16 protein-coding genes and 1 riboswitch are annotated in these 17,275 nt (G+C 71.8%); of the genes, 9 read left to right on the top strand and 7 right to left on the bottom strand.

Annotated features, from left to right (window positions below; all coding sequences use genetic code 11):
• Window position 1 precedes the first annotated feature (1 nt).
• Window positions 2-619, bottom strand: a complete 618-nt coding sequence (locus tag HHX33_RS19145; RefSeq protein WP_117409186.1) for a cytochrome c oxidase subunit 3 — start codon at window positions 617-619, stop codon at window positions 2-4.
• Window positions 620-781: 162 nt separating this feature from the next.
• Here HHX33_RS19145 and HHX33_RS19140 point away from each other — a divergent pair, with 162 nt between their 5' ends.
• From HHX33_RS19140 to HHX33_RS19130, 3 genes are all read left to right on the top strand, one after another.
• The gene (locus HHX33_RS19140; RefSeq protein ID WP_117409187.1) at window positions 782-1,177 is read left to right on the top strand and encodes a response regulator transcription factor; all 396 of its coding nucleotides are present in this window, start codon (window positions 782-784) and stop codon (window positions 1,175-1,177) included.
• 64 nt (window positions 1,178-1,241) lie between these two features.
• Window positions 1,242-2,294: an anthranilate phosphoribosyltransferase gene (gene trpD, locus HHX33_RS19135; protein ID WP_117409188.1), complete on the top strand. Its 1,053-nt coding sequence runs from the start codon at window positions 1,242-1,244 to the stop codon at window positions 2,292-2,294.
• Between the two features lie 258 nt (window positions 2,295-2,552).
• The gene (locus HHX33_RS19130; protein WP_182875786.1) at window positions 2,553-3,269 is read left to right on the top strand and encodes a sensor histidine kinase; all 717 of its coding nucleotides are present in this window, start codon (window positions 2,553-2,555) and stop codon (window positions 3,267-3,269) included.
• A gap of 27 nt (window positions 3,270-3,296) precedes the next feature.
• On the opposite strand, the gene HHX33_RS19125 is transcribed toward HHX33_RS19130, so the two are convergent.
• Entirely contained in the window at window positions 3,297-3,584 is a 288-nt protein-coding gene (locus HHX33_RS19125) for an Lrp/AsnC family transcriptional regulator (protein ID WP_182875785.1), read from the bottom strand.
• Window positions 3,585-3,719: 135 nt separating this feature from the next.
• Here HHX33_RS19125 and HHX33_RS19120 point away from each other — a divergent pair, with 135 nt between their 5' ends.
• The gene (locus tag HHX33_RS19120) at window positions 3,720-3,914 is read left to right on the top strand and encodes a helix-hairpin-helix domain-containing protein (protein WP_182875784.1); all 195 of its coding nucleotides are present in this window, start codon (window positions 3,720-3,722) and stop codon (window positions 3,912-3,914) included.
• Between the two features lie 131 nt (window positions 3,915-4,045).
• Here HHX33_RS19120 and HHX33_RS19115 read toward each other — a convergent pair whose 3' ends face one another.
• The 5 genes from HHX33_RS19115 to HHX33_RS19095 all read right to left on the bottom strand — a co-directional run bounded on the left by HHX33_RS19115 (window position 4,046) and on the right by HHX33_RS19095 (window position 10,904).
• Window positions 4,046-5,968, bottom strand: a complete 1,923-nt coding sequence (locus tag HHX33_RS19115) for a caspase family protein (protein WP_182875783.1) — start codon at window positions 5,966-5,968, stop codon at window positions 4,046-4,048.
• Complete coding sequence (locus HHX33_RS19110; protein ID WP_138462855.1) at window positions 5,955-6,314, bottom strand: effector-associated constant component EACC1; 360 nt, start codon at window positions 6,312-6,314, stop codon at window positions 5,955-5,957. Before HHX33_RS19110 ends, HHX33_RS19115 begins: the two co-directional genes overlap by 14 nt.
• Window positions 6,315-6,569: 255 nt before the next feature.
• Window positions 6,570-8,291 carry a DEDD exonuclease domain-containing protein gene (locus HHX33_RS19105; protein ID WP_182875782.1) on the bottom strand — a complete coding sequence of 574 codons (1,722 nt, stop codon included), beginning with the start codon at window positions 8,289-8,291 and terminating at the stop codon, window positions 6,570-6,572.
• A gap of 137 nt (window positions 8,292-8,428) precedes the next feature.
• Entirely contained in the window at window positions 8,429-10,075 is a 1,647-nt protein-coding gene (locus HHX33_RS19100) for a cellulose-binding domain-containing protein (RefSeq protein WP_182875781.1), read from the bottom strand.
• Window positions 10,076-10,319: 244 nt separating this feature from the next.
• Window positions 10,320-10,904, bottom strand: coding sequence for a GNAT family N-acetyltransferase (locus tag HHX33_RS19095; RefSeq protein WP_182875780.1), 585 nt, complete (start codon window positions 10,902-10,904; stop codon window positions 10,320-10,322).
• 297 nt (window positions 10,905-11,201) lie between these two features.
• On the opposite strand from HHX33_RS19095, the gene HHX33_RS19090 reads away from it, so the two are divergent.
• The 5 genes from HHX33_RS19090 (at window position 11,202) to HHX33_RS19070 (ending at window position 17,191) form a co-directional block, all read left to right on the top strand.
• Entirely contained in the window at window positions 11,202-12,518 is a 1,317-nt protein-coding gene (locus HHX33_RS19090) for an NYN domain-containing protein (protein ID WP_138462852.1), read from the top strand.
• 152 nt (window positions 12,519-12,670) lie between these two features.
• Window positions 12,671-13,612 (top strand): C40 family peptidase, encoded by a 942-nt coding sequence (locus HHX33_RS19085; protein WP_310741441.1) that lies wholly within the window; start codon window positions 12,671-12,673, stop codon window positions 13,610-13,612.
• Between the two features lie 307 nt (window positions 13,613-13,919).
• A riboswitch (cyclic di-AMP (ydaO/yuaA leader) is annotated at window positions 13,920-14,080 on the top strand.
• A 70-nt stretch (window positions 14,081-14,150) separates the two neighbouring features.
• Window positions 14,151-14,702, top strand: coding sequence for a C40 family peptidase (locus tag HHX33_RS19080; protein ID WP_220501949.1), 552 nt, complete (start codon window positions 14,151-14,153; stop codon window positions 14,700-14,702).
• A gap of 77 nt (window positions 14,703-14,779) precedes the next feature.
• Window positions 14,780-15,970: a hypothetical protein gene (locus tag HHX33_RS19075; RefSeq protein WP_182875778.1), complete on the top strand. Its 1,191-nt coding sequence runs from the start codon at window positions 14,780-14,782 to the stop codon at window positions 15,968-15,970.
• A 111-nt stretch (window positions 15,971-16,081) separates the two neighbouring features.
• Entirely contained in the window at window positions 16,082-17,191 is a 1,110-nt protein-coding gene (locus tag HHX33_RS19070; protein WP_182875777.1) for a glycosyltransferase family 4 protein, read from the top strand.
• The last annotated feature ends 84 nt before the right edge of the window (window positions 17,192-17,275 follow it).

Genomic DNA, 17,275 nt, shown 5'->3' with positions numbered 1-17,275 from the left:
ATCATTTGATGATGTAGATGGTCGCGAAAAGGCCGATCCAGACCACGTCGACGAAGTGCCAGTAGTAGGACACGACGATCGCGCTGGTCTGCTGCTCATACGTCAAGCGCTTCGCGGCGTACGTGCGTCCCAGGATGAACAGGAACGCGATCAGACCACCCGTCACGTGCAGACCGTGGAAGCCCGTGGTCAGGAAGAACACCGAGTCGTACGGGGAGTGCGAGAGGACGTGACCCTCACGCGCCAGGTTCCCGTACTCGTAAAGCTGACCGCCCACGAAGAAGGCGCCCATCAAGAAGCTTACGACATACCAGAAACGCAGCTTCTTGACCTGGCCTCTTTCCACAGCCCACACGCCCAGCTGGCACGTGACACTCGACAGGACCAGAACGGTCGTGTTGAAGGTCGCGAACGGGACTTCGAGGTGCGCCTCGGGCCAGTGCGTGCCCTGTCCGAGGCTGACCGACCGGATGGTGAAGTACATCGCGAACAGCGCCGCGAAGAACATGAGCTCAGAGGACAACCACACGATGGTGCCAACCTGGACCAGGTTCGGCCGGTTGGACCCGTGCGGTCTCGTCGTCGTAGTAATTGCGGATGCTGTCGCCACGCCCAGCATTATTGCGGCTCCCCAGGTCGGGTCGCCCCACGACCCCCCGCTAGGGTCCGTCCGCGCCATCGGAACGGGCATGTCATGGCAGGAGCCCCGGGGCTGCGAGCCTGGCAGCCGCGCCGGTAGCATCACGATGACCATACCCCGCGATTCGACAGTGAGCGTGTAATGAGGGTTCTCGTCTACAGCGACGACGCAGGCACCCGGGAGAAGGTGCGGCTGGCCATCGGGCGGCGCCCGGCCGCTGACGTGCCCCTCGTCGAGATCGTCGAGTGCGCGACCCAGCCGGCCGTGCTCAGGCACCTCGACTCCGGCGAGATCGACGTGGCCGTGCTCGACGGCGAGGCGGTGCCGGCCGGCGGCATGGGAGTCAGCCGCCAGGCCAAGGACGAGGTGCACGACTGCCCGCCGATCCTGCTGCTCATCGCCCGCAGGGACGACCGCTGGCTGGCCAACTGGTCCCGCGCCGACGCGGTGGTCGCGCACCCGCTCGACCCCGTCGTGCTCGCGGAGGCCGTCGCCGACCTCATGCGGCGCCGCCTGAGCGTCACCCGGGCGCACTGAGTCCTGCCCGGAGTTCCACCCCGCACCTTCTCCGACCTGACACCGACATATCGCGGAGCCCACGATGGACACGCGCACCACTTGGCCCTCGACGCTGCACGCCCTGCTCGCGGGTGAGAACCTGACGGCCGACGAGACGGCCTGGGTCATGGGGGAGATCATGTCGGGGGCGGCGACCCCGGCGCAGATCGCCGCCTTCGCCGTCGCGCTCCGGGCGAAGGGCGAGACGGTCGCCGAGGTGACCGGCCTCGTCCGCACCATGTTCGAGCTGGCCACCCCGCTCACGGTCGAGGGGCCGGTGCTCGACATCGTCGGCACCGGCGGCGACCGGGCGCACACGGTGAACGTCTCGACGATGGCGGCGATCGTCGCGGCCGCCGCCGGCGCGAGGGTCGTCAAGCACGGCAACCGCGCCGCCTCCTCGCTGTGCGGGGCCGCCGACGTGCTGGAACGCCTGGGTGTCGCGCTCGACCTCGCGCCGGAGACCACCGCCAGGGTGGCGGTGGAGGCGGGCATCGCCTTCTGCTTCGCGCCCCTCTACCACTCCGCGCTGCGCTTCACCGGCCCGCCGCGCAAGGAGATCGGCGTGCCGACGGTCTTCAACTTCGTCGGGCCGCTGGCGAACCCGGCGCGCCCCGCCGCCCAGGCGATCGGCGTCTTCGACGCCCGGATGCTGCCGGTCATGGCCGGCGTGTTCGCCGAGCGTGGTGTGTCGGCGCTCGTGTTCCGGGGCGACGACGGTCTCGACGAACTGTCGACGGCCGCGCCGTCGACGGTCTTCGTCGTCCGGGAGGGCACCGCGACCCAGACCGTCTTCGACCCGGCCGACCTCGGCATCCCCCGCTCCGAGCCGGGCGACCTGCGCGGCGGCGACGTGGATTTCAACGCGGCGGCGGTGCACGACCTGCTGCGCGGCAAGACCGGGCCCGTACGGGACGCCGTGCTGCTCAACGCGGCGGCCGGCCTGGTCGCCTACGACGGCCCCGGCGACGACCTCGTCGCCGATCTGCGCGCGGCGTACGCCCGGGCGGCGGAGGCGGTCGACTCGGGCAGGGCGGCGCAGACCCTGGAGCGGTGGGTGGAGCTGAGCAGCGCGCTCCGCTCCTCCGGCGCCTGACCCGGCCGGCCCGGCTTCCGGTTTCCGGGCCGCCGGCCGCCCGGTTCCGGCCGCCGTCCCGGGATGATCGACTGATCGCTTCCGTGCCGGGGGCTGCCCGGTTCCGGCCGCCTCCGCCGCTGGAGGGACCACGCGTCCGCCTGTATGGGGACGTGCCGGGTTCCGCCTGAGCCGTACCGTTCGGGCATGATGCGCCTGTTCGTTGCCCGAGCCCTCCGCCGCTGGGCCACCCTCACCCACGGCAGAATGGCCTCTCTCGTGCCCGTACGTTCCGCCGGTCTCCGGCCCGGCGGCGCCGGTCCCGTCCCCGGGACGGCCGGGAGACGGGGGCGGGAGACGAGCGCGGAGGGCGCGGCCCCCGCCTCGGGGGAGGACCACCCCCGCCCGGATGACGCCGCGGCCTGGGAGCGGCTGCGCATCGCCTCGGAACTGCACGACCTGGTGGCGCACGACCTGAGCGTGATGACCCTCGGGGTGGGCGCCGGCCGGGTGATCATGGACAAGGACCCGGAACGGGCGCGGCAGACGTTCCGCGACGCCGAGGAGTCCGGCCGCCGGGTCCTCTCCGATCTGCGGCGGATGATCGGCCTGCTCCGCATGGACGGGCTGTCACGAGGGCCCCAGCCGGGGCTGGGCGAGCTGCCGGGCCTGCTGGACGACTTCCGGGCGAGCGGGCTCGCCGTCTCCCTCACGGAGAACGGCACGCGAGGTGGTGGGCCGACGCTGGAGCTGTCGGCGTACCGCATCGTGGAGGAGGCGCTGGGCAACGCCCTGTGGTACGGCACGGCCCGCACGGCGACGGTCACGCTGCGGTGGCTGCCCGCCATCCTGGAGGTCGTCGTCCACGACGACGGGCTGCCCCGCGACAGCCTCGTCGGCACCTGGGAGCGGGCGGCGCTGTTCGGCGGCTCGGTGGCCGAGCACCCGCTGCCTGGCGGCTTCGAGGTCCGCGTCCGCCTCCTGCGCCCCGCCTGAGGCGCGTGGGCGGGTCGGTCGGCCGGATCAGTCGGCGTCGCTGAGGCCGATCGAGAAGGCCGCCTCCAGGTCGTGGCGGGAGTAGGTCCGGAAGGCGATGTGGGTCTCGGTGTGCCGCACGCCGGCCACCTTGTTGATGCGGCCCGGCACGACCTCGGCCACCTCGTCGTACCTGGCGACCCTGACCATCGCCAGCAGGTCGAACTCGCCGGTGATCGAATACACCTCGCTGACGCCCTCGACCTCGGCGATGGCCTCGGCGACCTCGGGAATCCGGTCGACATCCGCCTTGATGTGGACGATCGCGGTGACCATTCGGGCCTCTCCTGCTGTGTCGGGGCTTCGCTGTCGCACCCGACACTAGTGCCCTCGTCGGCGCCCTCTATTTCCGGCCGGTGCTCCGATGTCGCCCTGGCCGCGGCGTGCGCCGGACGCGGCATCATGAAGAGCGTGGACTCCTCTCTCGACACGCTGCCGAAGATCGGTGCGCCGGCGACGCGGGCCCTGGGCAACGCCGGTTACACGGCCCTGCGTGACCTTGCGGGGGTGCCGCGTGCCGAGCTGGCCAAGCTGCACGGCATGGGGCCGAAAGCGCTCGACATCATCCAGAGTGCGCTCGAGCAGCACGACCTGAGCCTGGGCTAGCCGTCGCTGGAGTAGCAGCACCCCGTCCCCGGCGTCAGGCCGGAGCCTCCCGCGGCCACAACCGGACCAGGAACCGCTCCCGCGTATCCGCAAAGGGATCACCTTTCGTCGTGATCGATCTGAGGTGTGGGTCAGGCCGGTGCGAATCCGAAGATGATGTGGCCCTCCTCGTCGGGTAACCGGCCGAGCGGGGTCGTGCGGCCGGCCACTGTGCCCGGCTCCGGGCCGGCGATGTCCAGGGTGGCCGCCGCCCACCATTTCGTCTTCGCGTCCCAGGCGGTCATGAGCAAGGATTTCTCGTCGTACCAGCCGGCATTGCCGTACGGCCGATCAGCGTAGAGGCGGCTCGCGGGATACGCCCCGAGAAGTTCTCCCTTCCGCGAGCCCCAGACACACACCTGGTCGTCATCGCGGCCTCGGGGACAGTGGGTCACCATTCGTTCTTCCGATGGCGAGAATGCTCCCATTCCGTACTGCCCGAGCAGTCCGACCCGTTCGAACGCCCGTTCCTTCCGGCCCGTGACGCTGAAGAACCGGACGTCGAGCGGATCTTCCTGCCCGAAGTTGCCGGCTACGCTGCCGTCTGGTCCCCACTGGTAGGGAGCGGTGGCGCCCAGAGCGAGAACCGTGGGCTTCAAGGCGGGCAGACTGACCATTACTGCGTCCGCCCCGCGCGGATAGTTGTACTTACCTCTCGCGTCGACCGGAGCCTCCGTGAAGAGCAATGTCGTGCTCGTCCTGTTCCATTGCAAATTTGTGGCGAATACGGTGCCCGGTACGTCGATGACCTTCTTATTCGCGCCTGCTCGATCCATGACGACCACGTCGGCGCCGGGCACCGTGCGCATGTCGACGCCCGCGATCCACCTGCCGTCGGGGGAGACCGCGACATCCAGGTAGTCGCTCCCGAAGCCCACGGGAGCCGCGAAGCACCGGCGATCGGGCTGCCACAGATATGTCCTCGGATTCGGGCGGTCCCCTCTCGGAGGTTCGAACCCGATCACCGTCGTCGGTCCGGTGAGGTCGTGGAGCAGACTGATGCGGGACTCGGGGAACCGGGTGGCCCTGCCCGGCCGGCCGGTACGCGAGACCTCGGATCCTCCCCGTTCACCGGCCGGGCACGCGCCGGTGGTCGAGAGGCGAGCCGTCATCGCCGGGAGGAAGGTGACGGCCAGGACGACGACGAGAGCGGCGGTGACGACGGCCGCACGTCGCGTGAAGCGCGGGCGGGATCGACGGAATCCCGGTTCCGCCCTCGACGGCGGGGCCTCGGCGCTCTTCGGCGGCGTCTCCACGGAACCCCGGTACGCGCGGTTCCGCCCCAGAACGAGTGCGCCGCCGTCGTCCCGGGTGCTGAGGTGCGGCTGCGGCAGGCCGCGGCTGCGCATCTCTCGCCGGACGGTCGCGAAGACGGAACGCACGTCGAGGTACGGCCCCGCTCCGGGAATCCCGTTCTCCAGAGCCGAGATCAGGGCCCCGCTGAACGCCGTGTGGCGGTCCCCGGGATTCGCCCGGGCCCTGGCGTAGTCGGAGGTCGCCGTGAGCACACAGGCACCTTCGATGGGGGCCTGATGCGCGAGTTCCCGGTCCTCCTCCGAACCGTCGAGGTAGGCGGTCGAATGCGCGCGGCCGGAATAGCAGCAGTCCAGGATGACGACCTTGCGTCGCGAGCCGGCGCTGCGCACCGCACGGCGGACCTCCTCGTACGGGAGCGCAGTGAAGTGTTCCCGTCTTTTCGTTCCCGGTAGGGCGAGCAGCAAGTTGTCGTTGTCGTCCTCGTCCAGAAAGCCGTGTCCGACGTAGTAGACGACCAGGGTGTCGGTGGCCTGGCTCGCCACCTCGTGGATCTGGCTCAGTATGGCGTTGCGGCTCAATCCGCGCTTTCCATCCAGGACCGCGACATTGCGGCCTGGGATTCCCCAAATCATCTCATCGCAGAAGATGGCCATCAGCCGACGTAAATTGGTGGGTGCGGCGGGAATTCGCGCGAAGTCCACAAATGAGGAGAATCCAATGAGAATCAGACGGGACTGGGCGGGATCAGGTATCGCCACCTCGGGGCCCCTCGAGCGCGCGTACGACCCGTTCCAGCTCTTCCCTCGAACTGCCCTGCAGCTCGACGCGCACTCCCTCTCTCTCGACGGAGACCGTCCACTTCGTCGACCGGCCGTCCCTCCAGGCGGCGATCGAGACGAGTAACGCGCCGAGAGCACCGGCGCCGTCGACGACCGCCAGGATCGCGTCGAGACCGGGTCCGAGCTCGTCAGCCGCCGGAGGATCGCCTTCGCAGGCCGACAGCTTCGCCAGCCGGCTCAGATCGGGGTCATGCCTGAGGGCCCGGTACAGGGCCCTGGTCTCCGCGCCGGTGTCGGCTTCGACCCGAATGAGTACATTCGCCATAGTCGGGGACCCCCCTTTTCATCTCACACCCCGCTCACACGGCCTCTCTCGCGTGGCTGTCGCCCGGACGAGTAAAACAGAAGAAATGACCCCGCGTCTGCTCTCCGGAAATCCCCGTCGTCGAAATTGACGCATCACCAGATATCGCGGTGAACCAGGACTTGGTCGCTTTTCGAACCGATTGGTAAGCGCTCGGCCGCATCGCGTGCCGGTCGGCGCCGACGGCGGGACCGGTGTACGCGGGCGGGGCGGGGGTCACCGGAGCGGGCGGCCTTCGCGGCGGTCGCCGCGCAGGTGCAGGTAGGCGCGCTCGATGCGACCGACCAGCCGCCCCGCGCCGTACGCCGGGAGGCTCCAGACGCCGTCGACCTGGACCAGGCGCACCCCGGGGGAGTCGAGCCACCTCAGCACGCACTCGGTCTCCTCGGCGCTGGCGGCGGGGGTCGGGCCGGGGCCCGGCGTCACCGTCTCCGCCGTGGCGACCAGCGCGTCCACGTACGGCGTGGGGTGGGCGCCCCGCGGCATGACGCCGGCGGCGGCGAGCCTGCCGTACCGGATGACGTGGATGTCCCAACCGCCGCCGAAGGCGGGGCTGGCCGCGACCATCTGGGGGATTCCGGTCAGCGAGCGCAGGCGCTGCATGCGCGCCGCGGCCCGGACGTAGGCCGCGAGCCGGTCGCGGTCGACGGCCGCCTCCTCGTACCGCTGCTCGGCCGCCAGGCGCCGCATGCGCGCCTCCATCGCGGAGAAGACGACCTCGGCGTCCTGCTCCATGGCGTGCCTGGCGCGGCCGGCGTGCCGGGAGTAGGTCTCCTCGCTCTCCCGTCCCTCACAGGGCGCGCCGCAGCGGCCGATCTCCGCGAGCGCGCAGGCCGGCCGCCGCACCCGGGCCGACAGCCGTTCGGTGCACTGGCGCAGCGGCAGCGCCTCGTGCATGGCCGTGCGCGCGTCGTCGGCCGTGCGGCTGCTGCCGAACGGCCCGAGGTAGGCCGCCCCGTCGTCGCGCACCTCCCGGACGACGCTGAGCCGCGGGAACGGCTCGTTCGTCAGCTTCAGCCAGACCACCCGCTCCGGGAAGCGGGACCTCCTGTTGTAGCGGGGCTTGGTCGCCCCGATCATCCGCAGTTCCCGGATCTCCGCCTCCAGCGCGGTCGCGCACACGATGGTCCTGACCCGCTCGGCGATGCCGACCATCTCGCGGATGCGCGACCGTGTCTCGCTCGCGGTGAAGTAGCTGCGCACCCGGTTGCGCAGGTTGGAGCTCTTGCCGATGTACAGCGCCTCGCCCCTGGCGTCCTCGAAGACGTACACGCCCGGCGCGCCGGGCACGCCGTCGGCGAGGTGCCGCTTGCGCTGCTGCTCCTGCGTGGGGGCGCGCACGAAGCCGCGCAGCTCCTCCAGTGTGTGCACGCCGAGCGAGCCGACCCGGGCGATGAGGCCGTGCAGCACGTCGACCGTGGCCTTGGCGTCGGCCAGCGCCCGGTGGCAGGGCTCGGTGGAGCTGCGGAAGACGCGCGCGAGGGTGGCGAGCTTGCAGTTGGGGGTCTCGTCGCGGGTGAGCACCCGGCGCGCGAGGTCGGCCGTGTCCACGACGGGGTTGGCCGGGGGCGGGTAGCCGCCCGCCTGGCAGGCCGCCTTCAGGAACGACATGTCGAACGGCGCGTTGTGCGCCACCAGCGCCGCCCCCGCGATGAACTCCAGGAAGCTCGGCAGCACCTCGGGAAACCTCGGCGCGGCCATGACCATCGCGTCGGTGATGCCGGTGAGCACGGAGATGAACGGCGGGATCGGGCCGCCGGGGTCGACCAGCGTGGCGAACTCGCCGATCACCTCGCCGCCGCGGACCTTCACCGCCCCGATCTCCGTGATGGCGTGCTCCGCGGCCGATCCGCCGGTGGTCTCCAGGTCGAAGACGACGAACGTCACCTCCCGCAGGGGAGTGCCGAGCTCGTCCAGCGTGCCCTGTACCGCGTCCACGCAAAGACCATAAAGATTCCGACCGACATTTGCCCTCCCGGGCGGTGCGGGAGCGGGCCTCGGGGCGGTCCGGCCATCCGGTCCGCCTGGCCGGACCGCCCCGGGAGGGAACCGGCCGGACCGCCCCCGGGGGGGAGCTAGCCGAAGGTAACGACGAGGCGGCCGTCGGAGGCGAAGGACCAACGCGGGGCGCCCCGGTAGGAGGAGCAGCGGGACCCGTTCGAGCCGGACCAGAACTGGTTCGAGCTGTCGGAGTTGCCGACGATCTTGTCGTTCGATCCGCTGCCGCTGCGGCACGAGGTGTTGTTGCGGAACACCGAGGTGCCCACGTCGAAGGAGTAGTTGCGTTCGGCGTTGTCGACGCCGACGTTGTCCGAGATCGTCATCGTGCCGGGGTTGCGGTTGTAGGTGAACCCGTGGTGGCCGTTGTGATAGGCGATGTTGCGGCGGATGACGTGGTTGACGCCGATGTCCTCGCCGCCGAGCTTGTAGCCGTTGCGGTCGCCGTTGCCGGCCTGGCTGCCGTCGGTGAGGGTGCCGTTGTTGTAGGCCAGCGAGTCTTCGATGGTGACCGGCCCGATGGCTCCGGTGTCCGTCTTGGTGTAGAGGTCCCAGCCGTCGTCGATGTTGTTGTGGGACACGTCGTAGCGGAAGACGTTGCCGTTGCCGACGGTGAGCTTCGCGGCGAAGCCGTCGGCGTCCTCGCCGTCGGAGTCGGCGTTGTCGTGCGACTCCGAGCTCACGACGAGGTTGTTGGACGGCCACTGGGCGCGGGGGGTGTCGGAGGCGATCCGGCCGAGCTGCAGCCCGGTGTCCCGGTTGAACCGCGTCACTGTGCGCTCGATGATGTTGTTGCTGCCGCCGACGTAGATCCCGTTGTCACCGGCGCGCTGGACGACGATTCCGTAGACGTGCCAGTACGACCCGTTCAGGGCGAGTCCCCGGTTCGACGAGGACTGGCTCTGCGCCGAGAAGTTCAGCACCGGGGTCTCGCCGGGGTAGGCGGACAGCTTCTTGCGGGCGCTCGACGTGCCGTTGTTCCCCGCCGCGATGGTGACCGTCTGCGAGAGGTTGTACGTCCCGCCGCGCAGGTAGATCGTCCCGCCGGCGGCGACGCGGGTGATCGCCGAAGCGAGCGTCGTCGGGTCCGAGATCGTCCCGGACGCGCCGGCGGAGCCGCTCGGCGACACGTAAAGCGCGGAGCCGGACGGCCCCGTGGGCGTGGACGTCGGCGTCGACGTGGGGGTCGACGTCGGGGTCGACGTGGGGGTCGACGTGGGCGTCGACGTCGGGGTCGACGACGGCGTCCATGTGGGGGTGGCCTGGGGGGTGCGCGTGGGGGTCGCGCTCGGGCTGACCTTGATGGTGGTGCAGGTGACGCCGTTCAGGGTGAACGAGGTCGGGTTGGGGTTGGCGCCGGACCAGGTGCCGTTGAAGCCGATCATCACCGAGTCGCCGGTGGCGATGGCGGCGTTGTAGTCCACGTTCGTGGCGGTGACGTTCTGCCCGCTCTGGCTGTAGGTGGCCGACCAGCCGACGTCGACCTTCTGGCCGGGGTCGAGGAAGGCGAACCCGAGGGTCCAGCCGTTGATCGCGCTGCCCGAGTTCTGGATCGTGATGCTCGCGCTGAACCCGTGCCACCACTCGCCGGCGGTGTAGGTCACGGCGCAACCGGTCGCGGCCTGGGCGGGCGCCGTGGCGACCAGTGCCGCCGCGGCGAAGGTGACCGCCGCCGCCCCGGCGGCCAGGCGAGCCACACGGGCCCGGGGGATGGTGAGGCGCATCGAATCTCCTCAGTGACGTGTGACGCCGTGTCGAGGCCCGGGAGATGCCCGCCCCGACCGGCGACGGCCGGTCGGCCCCCCGCCGCCGCGGAGCCGCGTTCGAAGTGCCCGTACCGTAAGTTTCACCGGGGAGTTAGTCAACGCGTCAAACTTATTCCGCGCAGTGTGTTGCGGGAACGCCTGAAACGAGCGGCCCGTTCTTTCATTTCCCGCCCGCCCGGGGCCGAAGGCGGGCGGGCGCGCGTCAGGCTCCGGGCCCGGGGGAGGCGGCGGGGGACGCCCGCCACTCGCGCGCCAGCATCGCGTAGATCAGTTCGTCGCTCCACGCGCCGGCGAAGAACTCGTTCTCGACCAGACGGGCCTCCAGGCGCATGCCGAGCCGTTCCATCAACCGGGCGGACGAGGTGTTGCGCGCGTCGCAGTTGCCGTGGATCCGGTGCAGCCCGAGGCCCTCGAACCCGATGCGGAGAATCTCCCGGGCCGCCTCCGTCGCGAGGCCCCGGCCCTGGCAGGCCGGGTTGAAGACGAAGCCGATCTCGCCCTGGCGGTGCTCCCGGCTGCGCAGGAACAACGTGAGGTCACCGATCAGCGGCCCTCCGCCGCTCAGCGCGGCGGCCACGCTGAGCGCGTCGCCGTCCGCGCCGAGACTCGCGCAGGCGATCTTCCGGTCGAGCGCCGCCTTCGTCTCCTCCCGCGTACGGGCGTCCCAGTAGAGGTAACGCGTGACCTCGGGAAGCGAGTGGAAGGCGTGCAGGTCGTCGAGGTCCGCCTCCGTGAAGGGACGCAGGACCAGCCGGGGGGTGATGATCGGGTAGGGCGGGGTGAACACGCCGACGAGCGTACGGACCGGACCGTGGCACGCGCCAGCGGACCGCCGCCCGGCCCGGTGACAGATCATGAACAGGACATGGACGCGGTGCGACGGCCGTACCCTTGAAGAAGGACAAGAACAGAGGACTGTCTCGCAGATCTTGCCGCGTGAGGGGCGCCGGACCGGCGCGCCGCGAGGCCTCGCCTCGTGGAGCCCGGTCCCGGATTCTCACACCGGGGGCGACAGCACCGCGAGGCGCCGCCGGGCGATCCCGGCCGGCGACAGGTCTGCAGGACACGGCCGAGGAGCGACGAGATGAGTTCAGCCGGAGAAGGCCTGTCTCGTCCGTTGCCGGAGCAGGTCCGCTTACACGTGGTGGAGGTCGCGGCGCAGGTGCTGGGCACGATGCCCGCCGCGTCCGTGCCGCCGCCGCTGCGTGGCATCGCCAGGTTCGACCCGCGCAAGCGCGCCCGCCTGGGCAGCGCGCCGATCGCGGCCCAGCTGGAGAACGACAAGGAGTTCCGCGAGCAGGTCGCCGAGGCGCTGGAGGCGGCCTGGCCCGAGCTGGTGGCGAGTCTCGCCGAGGGGACGGTGCCGCCGGCGGCCGAGCCGGTGCTGGTCGCGGCGGCGGCCTATCTGACCCGGCCGCCCGGCTGGCCGGACCTGGTCGAGCAGGCGCGGGCCGACCTGGAGCAGTCGGCCGCGGCGGGCACGCAGCGGGAGCAGGCGGAGACGCGGCTGCGCGAGCAGCTCGCGGCGCAGCGCGCGTCCGCCAAGGAGGAGATCGACCGGGTCCGCGAGCAGCTCAAGGCGGCCCGCGCGGAGAACTCCGACCTGAGACGCAAGCTGCACGACGCGCGTGAGCGGGTCAAGGCGGCCGAGGCCAGGGCGGCCGAGCTGGAGGCCGAGACGGCCGAGGCGCGAGCCAGGTCGGCGAGCGCCAACGGCGCTGCGGAGACCGAGCTGCGCAGGCTCAGGGAGCGCCTGGCGGACACCGAGCGCCAGCTGGAGGCCAACCGCCGCGCGGCCCGCGAGGGCCGCAGCATGGAGGACGCGCGCGTACGGGTGCTGCTGGACGCCCTGCAGGACGCCGCCGCGGGGCTGCGCAAGGAGCTCGGCCTGCCGACCACCATCAACAGGCCGGCCGACTACGTGAGCGCGGTCGTGCCGGGCGAGCCCGGCGTGACGGCGGTGCCCGCGCGGGCGCTGGCGAACGACGACCCCCAGCTCCTCGACCAGCTCCTCGCCCTCCCCAACCTGCACCTGATCGTCGACGGCTACAACGTGACCAAGACCGGCTATCCGTCGCTGACCCTCGCCGACCAGCGCGCCCGCCTGCTCACCGGGCTGGGCGGCCTCGCCGTGCAGGCGCGCGTGGAGGTGACGTGCGTCTTCGACGGCGCCGAGCTGAACGGGCCCGTGCAGGTCTCCGCGCCGCGCGGGGTGCGGGTGATGTTCAGCGCGCCCGGCGAGATCGCCGACGACCTGATCCGCACGCTCGTGCGCGCCGAGCCGCCGGGGCGCGGCATCGCGGTCGTCTCCTCCGACCGCGAGGTGGCCGAGTCCGTGCGCCGCATGGGCGCCCGGCCGGTGCCCTCGCTCCTGCTGCTGCGGCGTCTCGGCCGCGGCTGATCCGTCCGGCACGCTCCGTACGAGAGTCGATCCGGTGAGTGATGACTGCCGCGAATAGCTGCGAATAGGTTGAAGCGTCAAGATCGCCTAGATAGAGTCGCGCCGCAGGTTTCGTTGATCCCGAGGGGGCCCGAGTGCAAGGGCGTGTGCCGGTGGCCGCCGTTTTGGCCGCCGTGGTCCTGCTGACGCCGCTGACGGGCGCGCAGGCCGATCCAAAGCCCACCCTTGCCCAGGCCAAGGCGAAGCTGAACCGGCTGAACGCGCAGGCGGACAAACTCGTGGACCGCTACAACGCGGCCAGTGAGAAGTGGAAGTCGGCCAGGAAGAAGTACCTGGCGCTGAACGACGACTACAAGAAGCAGAACGCGCGGGTCGAGGCGCTGCGCTCGGGGCTGGTGACGATGGCGGTCAGCAGCTACCAGGTGGGCGGCATCGGGACGTGGGGCGTCTTCTACAACCCCGATCCCGACACCATGCTCAGCGGTCTCGCCACGTACAACCACATCTCCGCCGAGCGCATCGGGCGGCTCCAGCAGTACGAGGGCGCGATCCAGGGTCTGAAGGACCGGCGGGACGAGACGAAGGCCGTCTACGCCGAGGCCACCAAGGTCAGGGGCGAGCTCGCCGACGAGAAGAAGAAGGTCGACAAGCTCGTCAACGAGCAGATGAAGCTGCTCCGCTCGCTCGGCACCTACAACCCCGGCAACCCCAACAGCGCGGGCGTCGCCTACAAGGGCCCGGCGTCGGGCAACGCCCTGTCGGCGCTCCAGTTCGCCTACAAGCAGGTCGGCAAGCCGTACCGCTACGGGGGCAGCGGGCCGGACTCCTGGGACTGCTCCGGCCTCGTCCAGGCCTCCTGGGCGGCGGGAGGGGTCAGCCTGCCGCGTACGAGCTACGAGCAGTGGGCGTGGGGCGCGAGCCGCCGCGTGTCGCTCGACGCGCTCCAGGCGGGCGATCTGCTCTTCCACGCGGGCTTCGGCCACGTGGGCCTGTACGCGGGGGACGGCAAGGTCGTCCACGCTCCGCAGACCGGCGACGTTGTGAAGATTGTCACACTGGCGGACTACCACGCGATCGGCGCCGTCCGCCCCTGAGCCCGCGATGTGATCTTTGTTCCGGCTGTGAGCTAAGTGCCTTATTTGGACATTGCGATGGCTGATGTGAGCAGAGTCACACTTGGTCTTCTGTGACGTGGGTAAGCTGCGGTTTCTCGCGCGCGGCCGTCGTTATCCGATCTTTATGCGCCGGGGCGGCTTTGCCGGGAGCCGCCTGATCTGGGTAGCTTCTGGGCCGCGGTGAGCACGCCTCGCCGCGGCGAGCCCGGTCTGGCCGGCCGGGCCCGCGTCATCCACCGTCGCCGGCGCCGTCCGTCTACTTGCTCCCCCCAGGGGATTTCCGGGCGCCGACGACCTGCCGAGTCCGTGCAGTCAGGAGGCACGGAGCCGGGGAACCATCGACCTTCCTCGCGAAGGTCCGGGGTGAATCGGCGCGTCCACGCGCCGTAGGGCGACTTCCCCGCCCGAACCCGTCAGCTAACCCGGTAGGCGTACGCGGAAGATCCAAGGAGAGATCCTGTCTACCACCCCCGCTAGCCTGTCCCGCCTTGCCCGAATTGCCCTTGGGGGTGCCGCTTTGACGGCATCCGTGGGAGTCGCCGGTGCGCAGCCGGCGTCGGCAGACCCGGTGACGGTCACGGTCATCAAGGTGACCACGGAGACGAACACGAGGGCCGCCACCACCGCGGCGGCCAAGAAGGCCACGAAGAAGTCCACGAAGAAGGCGGCCGCCAAGCGGAAGAAGCTCAGCCGGGCCGCGCTCCAGCTGGCCAAGGCGCAGCGAGCGGTCAGGACCGCGAGGAAGCACATCGGCGACCCCTACCGCTACGGGGCCAGCGGTCCCGGCTCGTTCGACTGCTCGGGCCTGGTCACCTACGCCTGGCGCAAGGCCGGCGTACGGCTGCCGCGCACGACGTGGTCCATCCGCAGCGCCGTGCGGAAGAAGGTGTCCTGGGGCCACTTCAAGCCCGGCGACCTCATCTTCACCAGCGGCGGCGGCCACGTCGGCATGTACGTCGGGCACGGCAGGATGATCCACGCCCCGCACAGCGGCACGCGGGTCAGGATCGACAGGCTCGACTCCTACCGCAGGGCGACCTTCGTGGGCGCCGTACGCCCCGGCGCCTGATCCGTCCCTCCGGTGCCGAGCCCGTCGTCGCCGGCGCCGCTCCACGGCTCCGTCCCCCCTCACAGGTGGGCGGAGCCGTGGCGTTCCCTCGTTACGATGCTCCCCATGGCCTCGGTCCCGCCGGCGCCGCGCCCGCCCATCCCGTACGGCAGGCCCTCGCGAGCGCCGAGGGCCTGGTGAGGACGCGCGGCGGACGGTCGGCGTCCGCGGCCGTCGTGCTGGCCGCGCTGCTGGCCGGTACGGCCGCCGCCGCGCCGCCCGACCCCCTGTCGCCCCTGCTGTCCCAGGCCCGCGCCGCCGTGCGCGAGCAGCCCGGCATGTGGACGGGGGCCTCCGTCGCCCGCGGTGAACGCGCCGTCGTCGTCGGCGCGCCGCGAAGGCTGGTCGCCGAGGTCGCCCGGCTGGCCGGCCGGGCCGACCGCACGGTGACGAGGGTCTGGGGAGAGCACGGGGGCGCGGTGATCCTCGTGCCCCGCACGGAGGAGCAGGCGGCCGCCCTGGCCGCCCCCGCGGTGGTCGGCGGTCTGGCGGCCGTCGCGACCGGTGACCGGGTGATCGTGCAGCCCGCCGCGTTCGCCCGCCTGTCCGCGATCGGCCGCCAGGTCGTCGTGACCCACGAGCTCACGCACGTCGCGGCCTCCGGGCCCCGCGCGGTGCCGATGTGGCTCCTGGAGGGCTTCGCCGACTACGTGGGCTACCTCGACAGCGGCCTGCCCGTTCATGTGGTCGCGGCCGAACTCGCCGCGGAGCTGGCCGCGGACCCGCGGGCCGGCGGCGGAGCCGGAGCGGAAGGCGCCCCGCAGGCCGGCGCCGAGCCCGGTGCTGCGCCCGGGACCGAGTCCGCTGGTACCGAGTCCGCTGGTACCGAGTCCGCCGGTACCGAGTCCGCTGGTACCGAGTCCGCTGGTACCGAGTCCGCTGGTACCGAGTCCGCTGGTACCGAGTCCGCTGGTACCGAGTCCGCTGGTACCGAGTCCGCCGGTACCGAGTCCGCCGGTACCGGGGCCGGCCCGGCGGCCGGGACGCCCCTGGCCCGCCTGCCGGAACCCGCGGACTTCGCCGCCAGGCCCGCCCAGGCGTACGAGGAGGCCTGGCTGGCCTGCCGTTACATCGCCGCCCGCTTCGGCGAGCGGAGGCTGGTCGCCCTCTACCGCGCCGCACTGCGCGAGGACGCCGACGCCGCGCTGCGGAACGTCCTCGGGCTGACCACCGCCGAGCTGACCCGCCTCTGGCGGTCCTCCGTACGGGCCGAGCTGGCCCGGTCCTGATCACGGCCCTGATTCCGGGGCGGGCGAGCGGCGGGAGGGGCCTGCGAGAATGCGATCTCGGGCGGGCCGCGTGGCCGTGGACCGTCCGCCGCGCCGATACCGGGGGTGAGGATGGCGAACAGGACGTTGATCGTCACGAACGACTTCCCGCCCAGACCGGGAGGCATCCAGGCGTTCGTGCACGGCCTCGCCTCCCGCAGGCCGCCCGGCTCGGTCGTCGTGTACGCGCCGCGGTGGAAGGGGTGCGAGGAGTTCGACGCCCGCCAGCCGTACGAGGTGGTCCGTCATCCCTCGACCCTCATGCTGCCGACGCGCGCGGTGGCGGGCAGGGCGGCGGCGCTGGTCGAGGACGGCGCCACCGTCGTCTTCGGCGCCGCCGCGCCGCTCGGCCTGCTCGCTCCCGCCCTGCGTGCCGCCGGCGCGGCGCGGATCGTCATGCTGACGCACGGGCACGAGGCGTCCTGGGCGCGGCTGCCCGGCGCCCGCGGCGTGCTGCGCCGGATCGGGACGGGCGCCGACGTCGTGACCTACCTCGGCGAGTACACCCGCGGTCTGCTCGCCCCGGTGATCCCGGCGCCCCGGCTCGTACGGCTGGCTCCGGGCGTGGACACCGGCGCCTTCCGTCCCGGCGCGGGCGGTGAGCGGGTCCGGGCGGCGCTCGGCCTGGGAGACCGGCCGGTGGTCGTCTGCGTCTCCCGGCTGGTGCCCCGCAAGGGGCAGGACGTCCTGCTGCGGGCCTGGCCGCACGTCCTGCGGCGGGTGCCCGGAGCGGTGCTGCTGCTGGTCGGCGGGGGGCCCTCGCGGCGGTCGCTGGAGCGGGCGGTCGCCGGCGCCGGGCCGCGCGGGTCGGTGGTGATCACCGGGTCGGTTCCGTGGGCCGATCTCCCGGCCCACTACGACGCGGGAGACGTGTTCGCCATGCCGTGCCGCAGCAGGTTCGGAGGGCTCGACGCCGAAGGGCTCGGCATCGTCTACCTGGAGGCGTCGGCCACCGGGCTGCCGGTGGTCGCCGGTTCCTCGGGAGGCGCCCCCGACGCCGTACTGCACGGCGAGACCGGCCTGGTGGTCGACGGAAGGTCGCACACGGCGGTGGCCGGCGCGCTGTGCGACCTGCTGTCCGACCCGGCCCGCGCCCGCGCGATGGGTGAGCGGGGCCGGGCCTGGATCGAGGAGGAGTGGGGCTGGGAACGCGTCGCGGCCCGGTTCGCCGCCCTGCTGTGACAGGCTCCTTGAGAGCCGGTGCGAGAGCCGCCGCGACGGCCGCCCGCGGCCGGTGAGGGTGGGCGGGTCCGTGCTCGTGTCCGT

Origin of the sequence: Microbispora sp. H10670 (genome assembly GCF_014161385.1) — a bacterium.
GTDB classification, from domain to species: Bacteria; Actinomycetota; Actinomycetes; order Streptosporangiales; family Streptosporangiaceae; genus Microbispora; species Microbispora triticiradicis.
Note: the sequence above shows the minus strand (reverse complement) of the source record. Positions and strands in the feature narration are given on the sequence as shown.

Excerpts from the sequence above, each read along its gene's own strand:
- HHX33_RS19145 (WP_117409186.1), bottom strand. The coding sequence starts at position 619 with ATGCTGGGCGTGGCGACAGCATCCGCAATTACTACGACGACGAGACCG.
- HHX33_RS19140 (WP_117409187.1), top strand. The coding sequence starts at position 782 with ATGAGGGTTCTCGTCTACAGCGACGACGCAGGCACCCGGGAGAAGGTG.
- trpD (WP_117409188.1), top strand. The coding sequence starts at position 1,242 with ATGGACACGCGCACCACTTGGCCCTCGACGCTGCACGCCCTGCTCGCG.
- HHX33_RS19125 (WP_182875785.1), bottom strand. The coding sequence starts at position 3,584 with ATGGTCACCGCGATCGTCCACATCAAGGCGGATGTCGACCGGATTCCC.
- HHX33_RS19110 (WP_138462855.1), bottom strand. The coding sequence starts at position 6,314 with ATGGCGAATGTACTCATTCGGGTCGAAGCCGACACCGGCGCGGAGACC.
- HHX33_RS19100 (WP_182875781.1), bottom strand. The coding sequence starts at position 10,075 with ATGCGCCTCACCATCCCCCGGGCCCGTGTGGCTCGCCTGGCCGCCGGG.
- HHX33_RS19090 (WP_138462852.1), top strand. The coding sequence starts at position 11,202 with ATGAGTTCAGCCGGAGAAGGCCTGTCTCGTCCGTTGCCGGAGCAGGTC.
- HHX33_RS19070 (WP_182875777.1), top strand. The coding sequence starts at position 16,082 with ATGGCGAACAGGACGTTGATCGTCACGAACGACTTCCCGCCCAGACCG.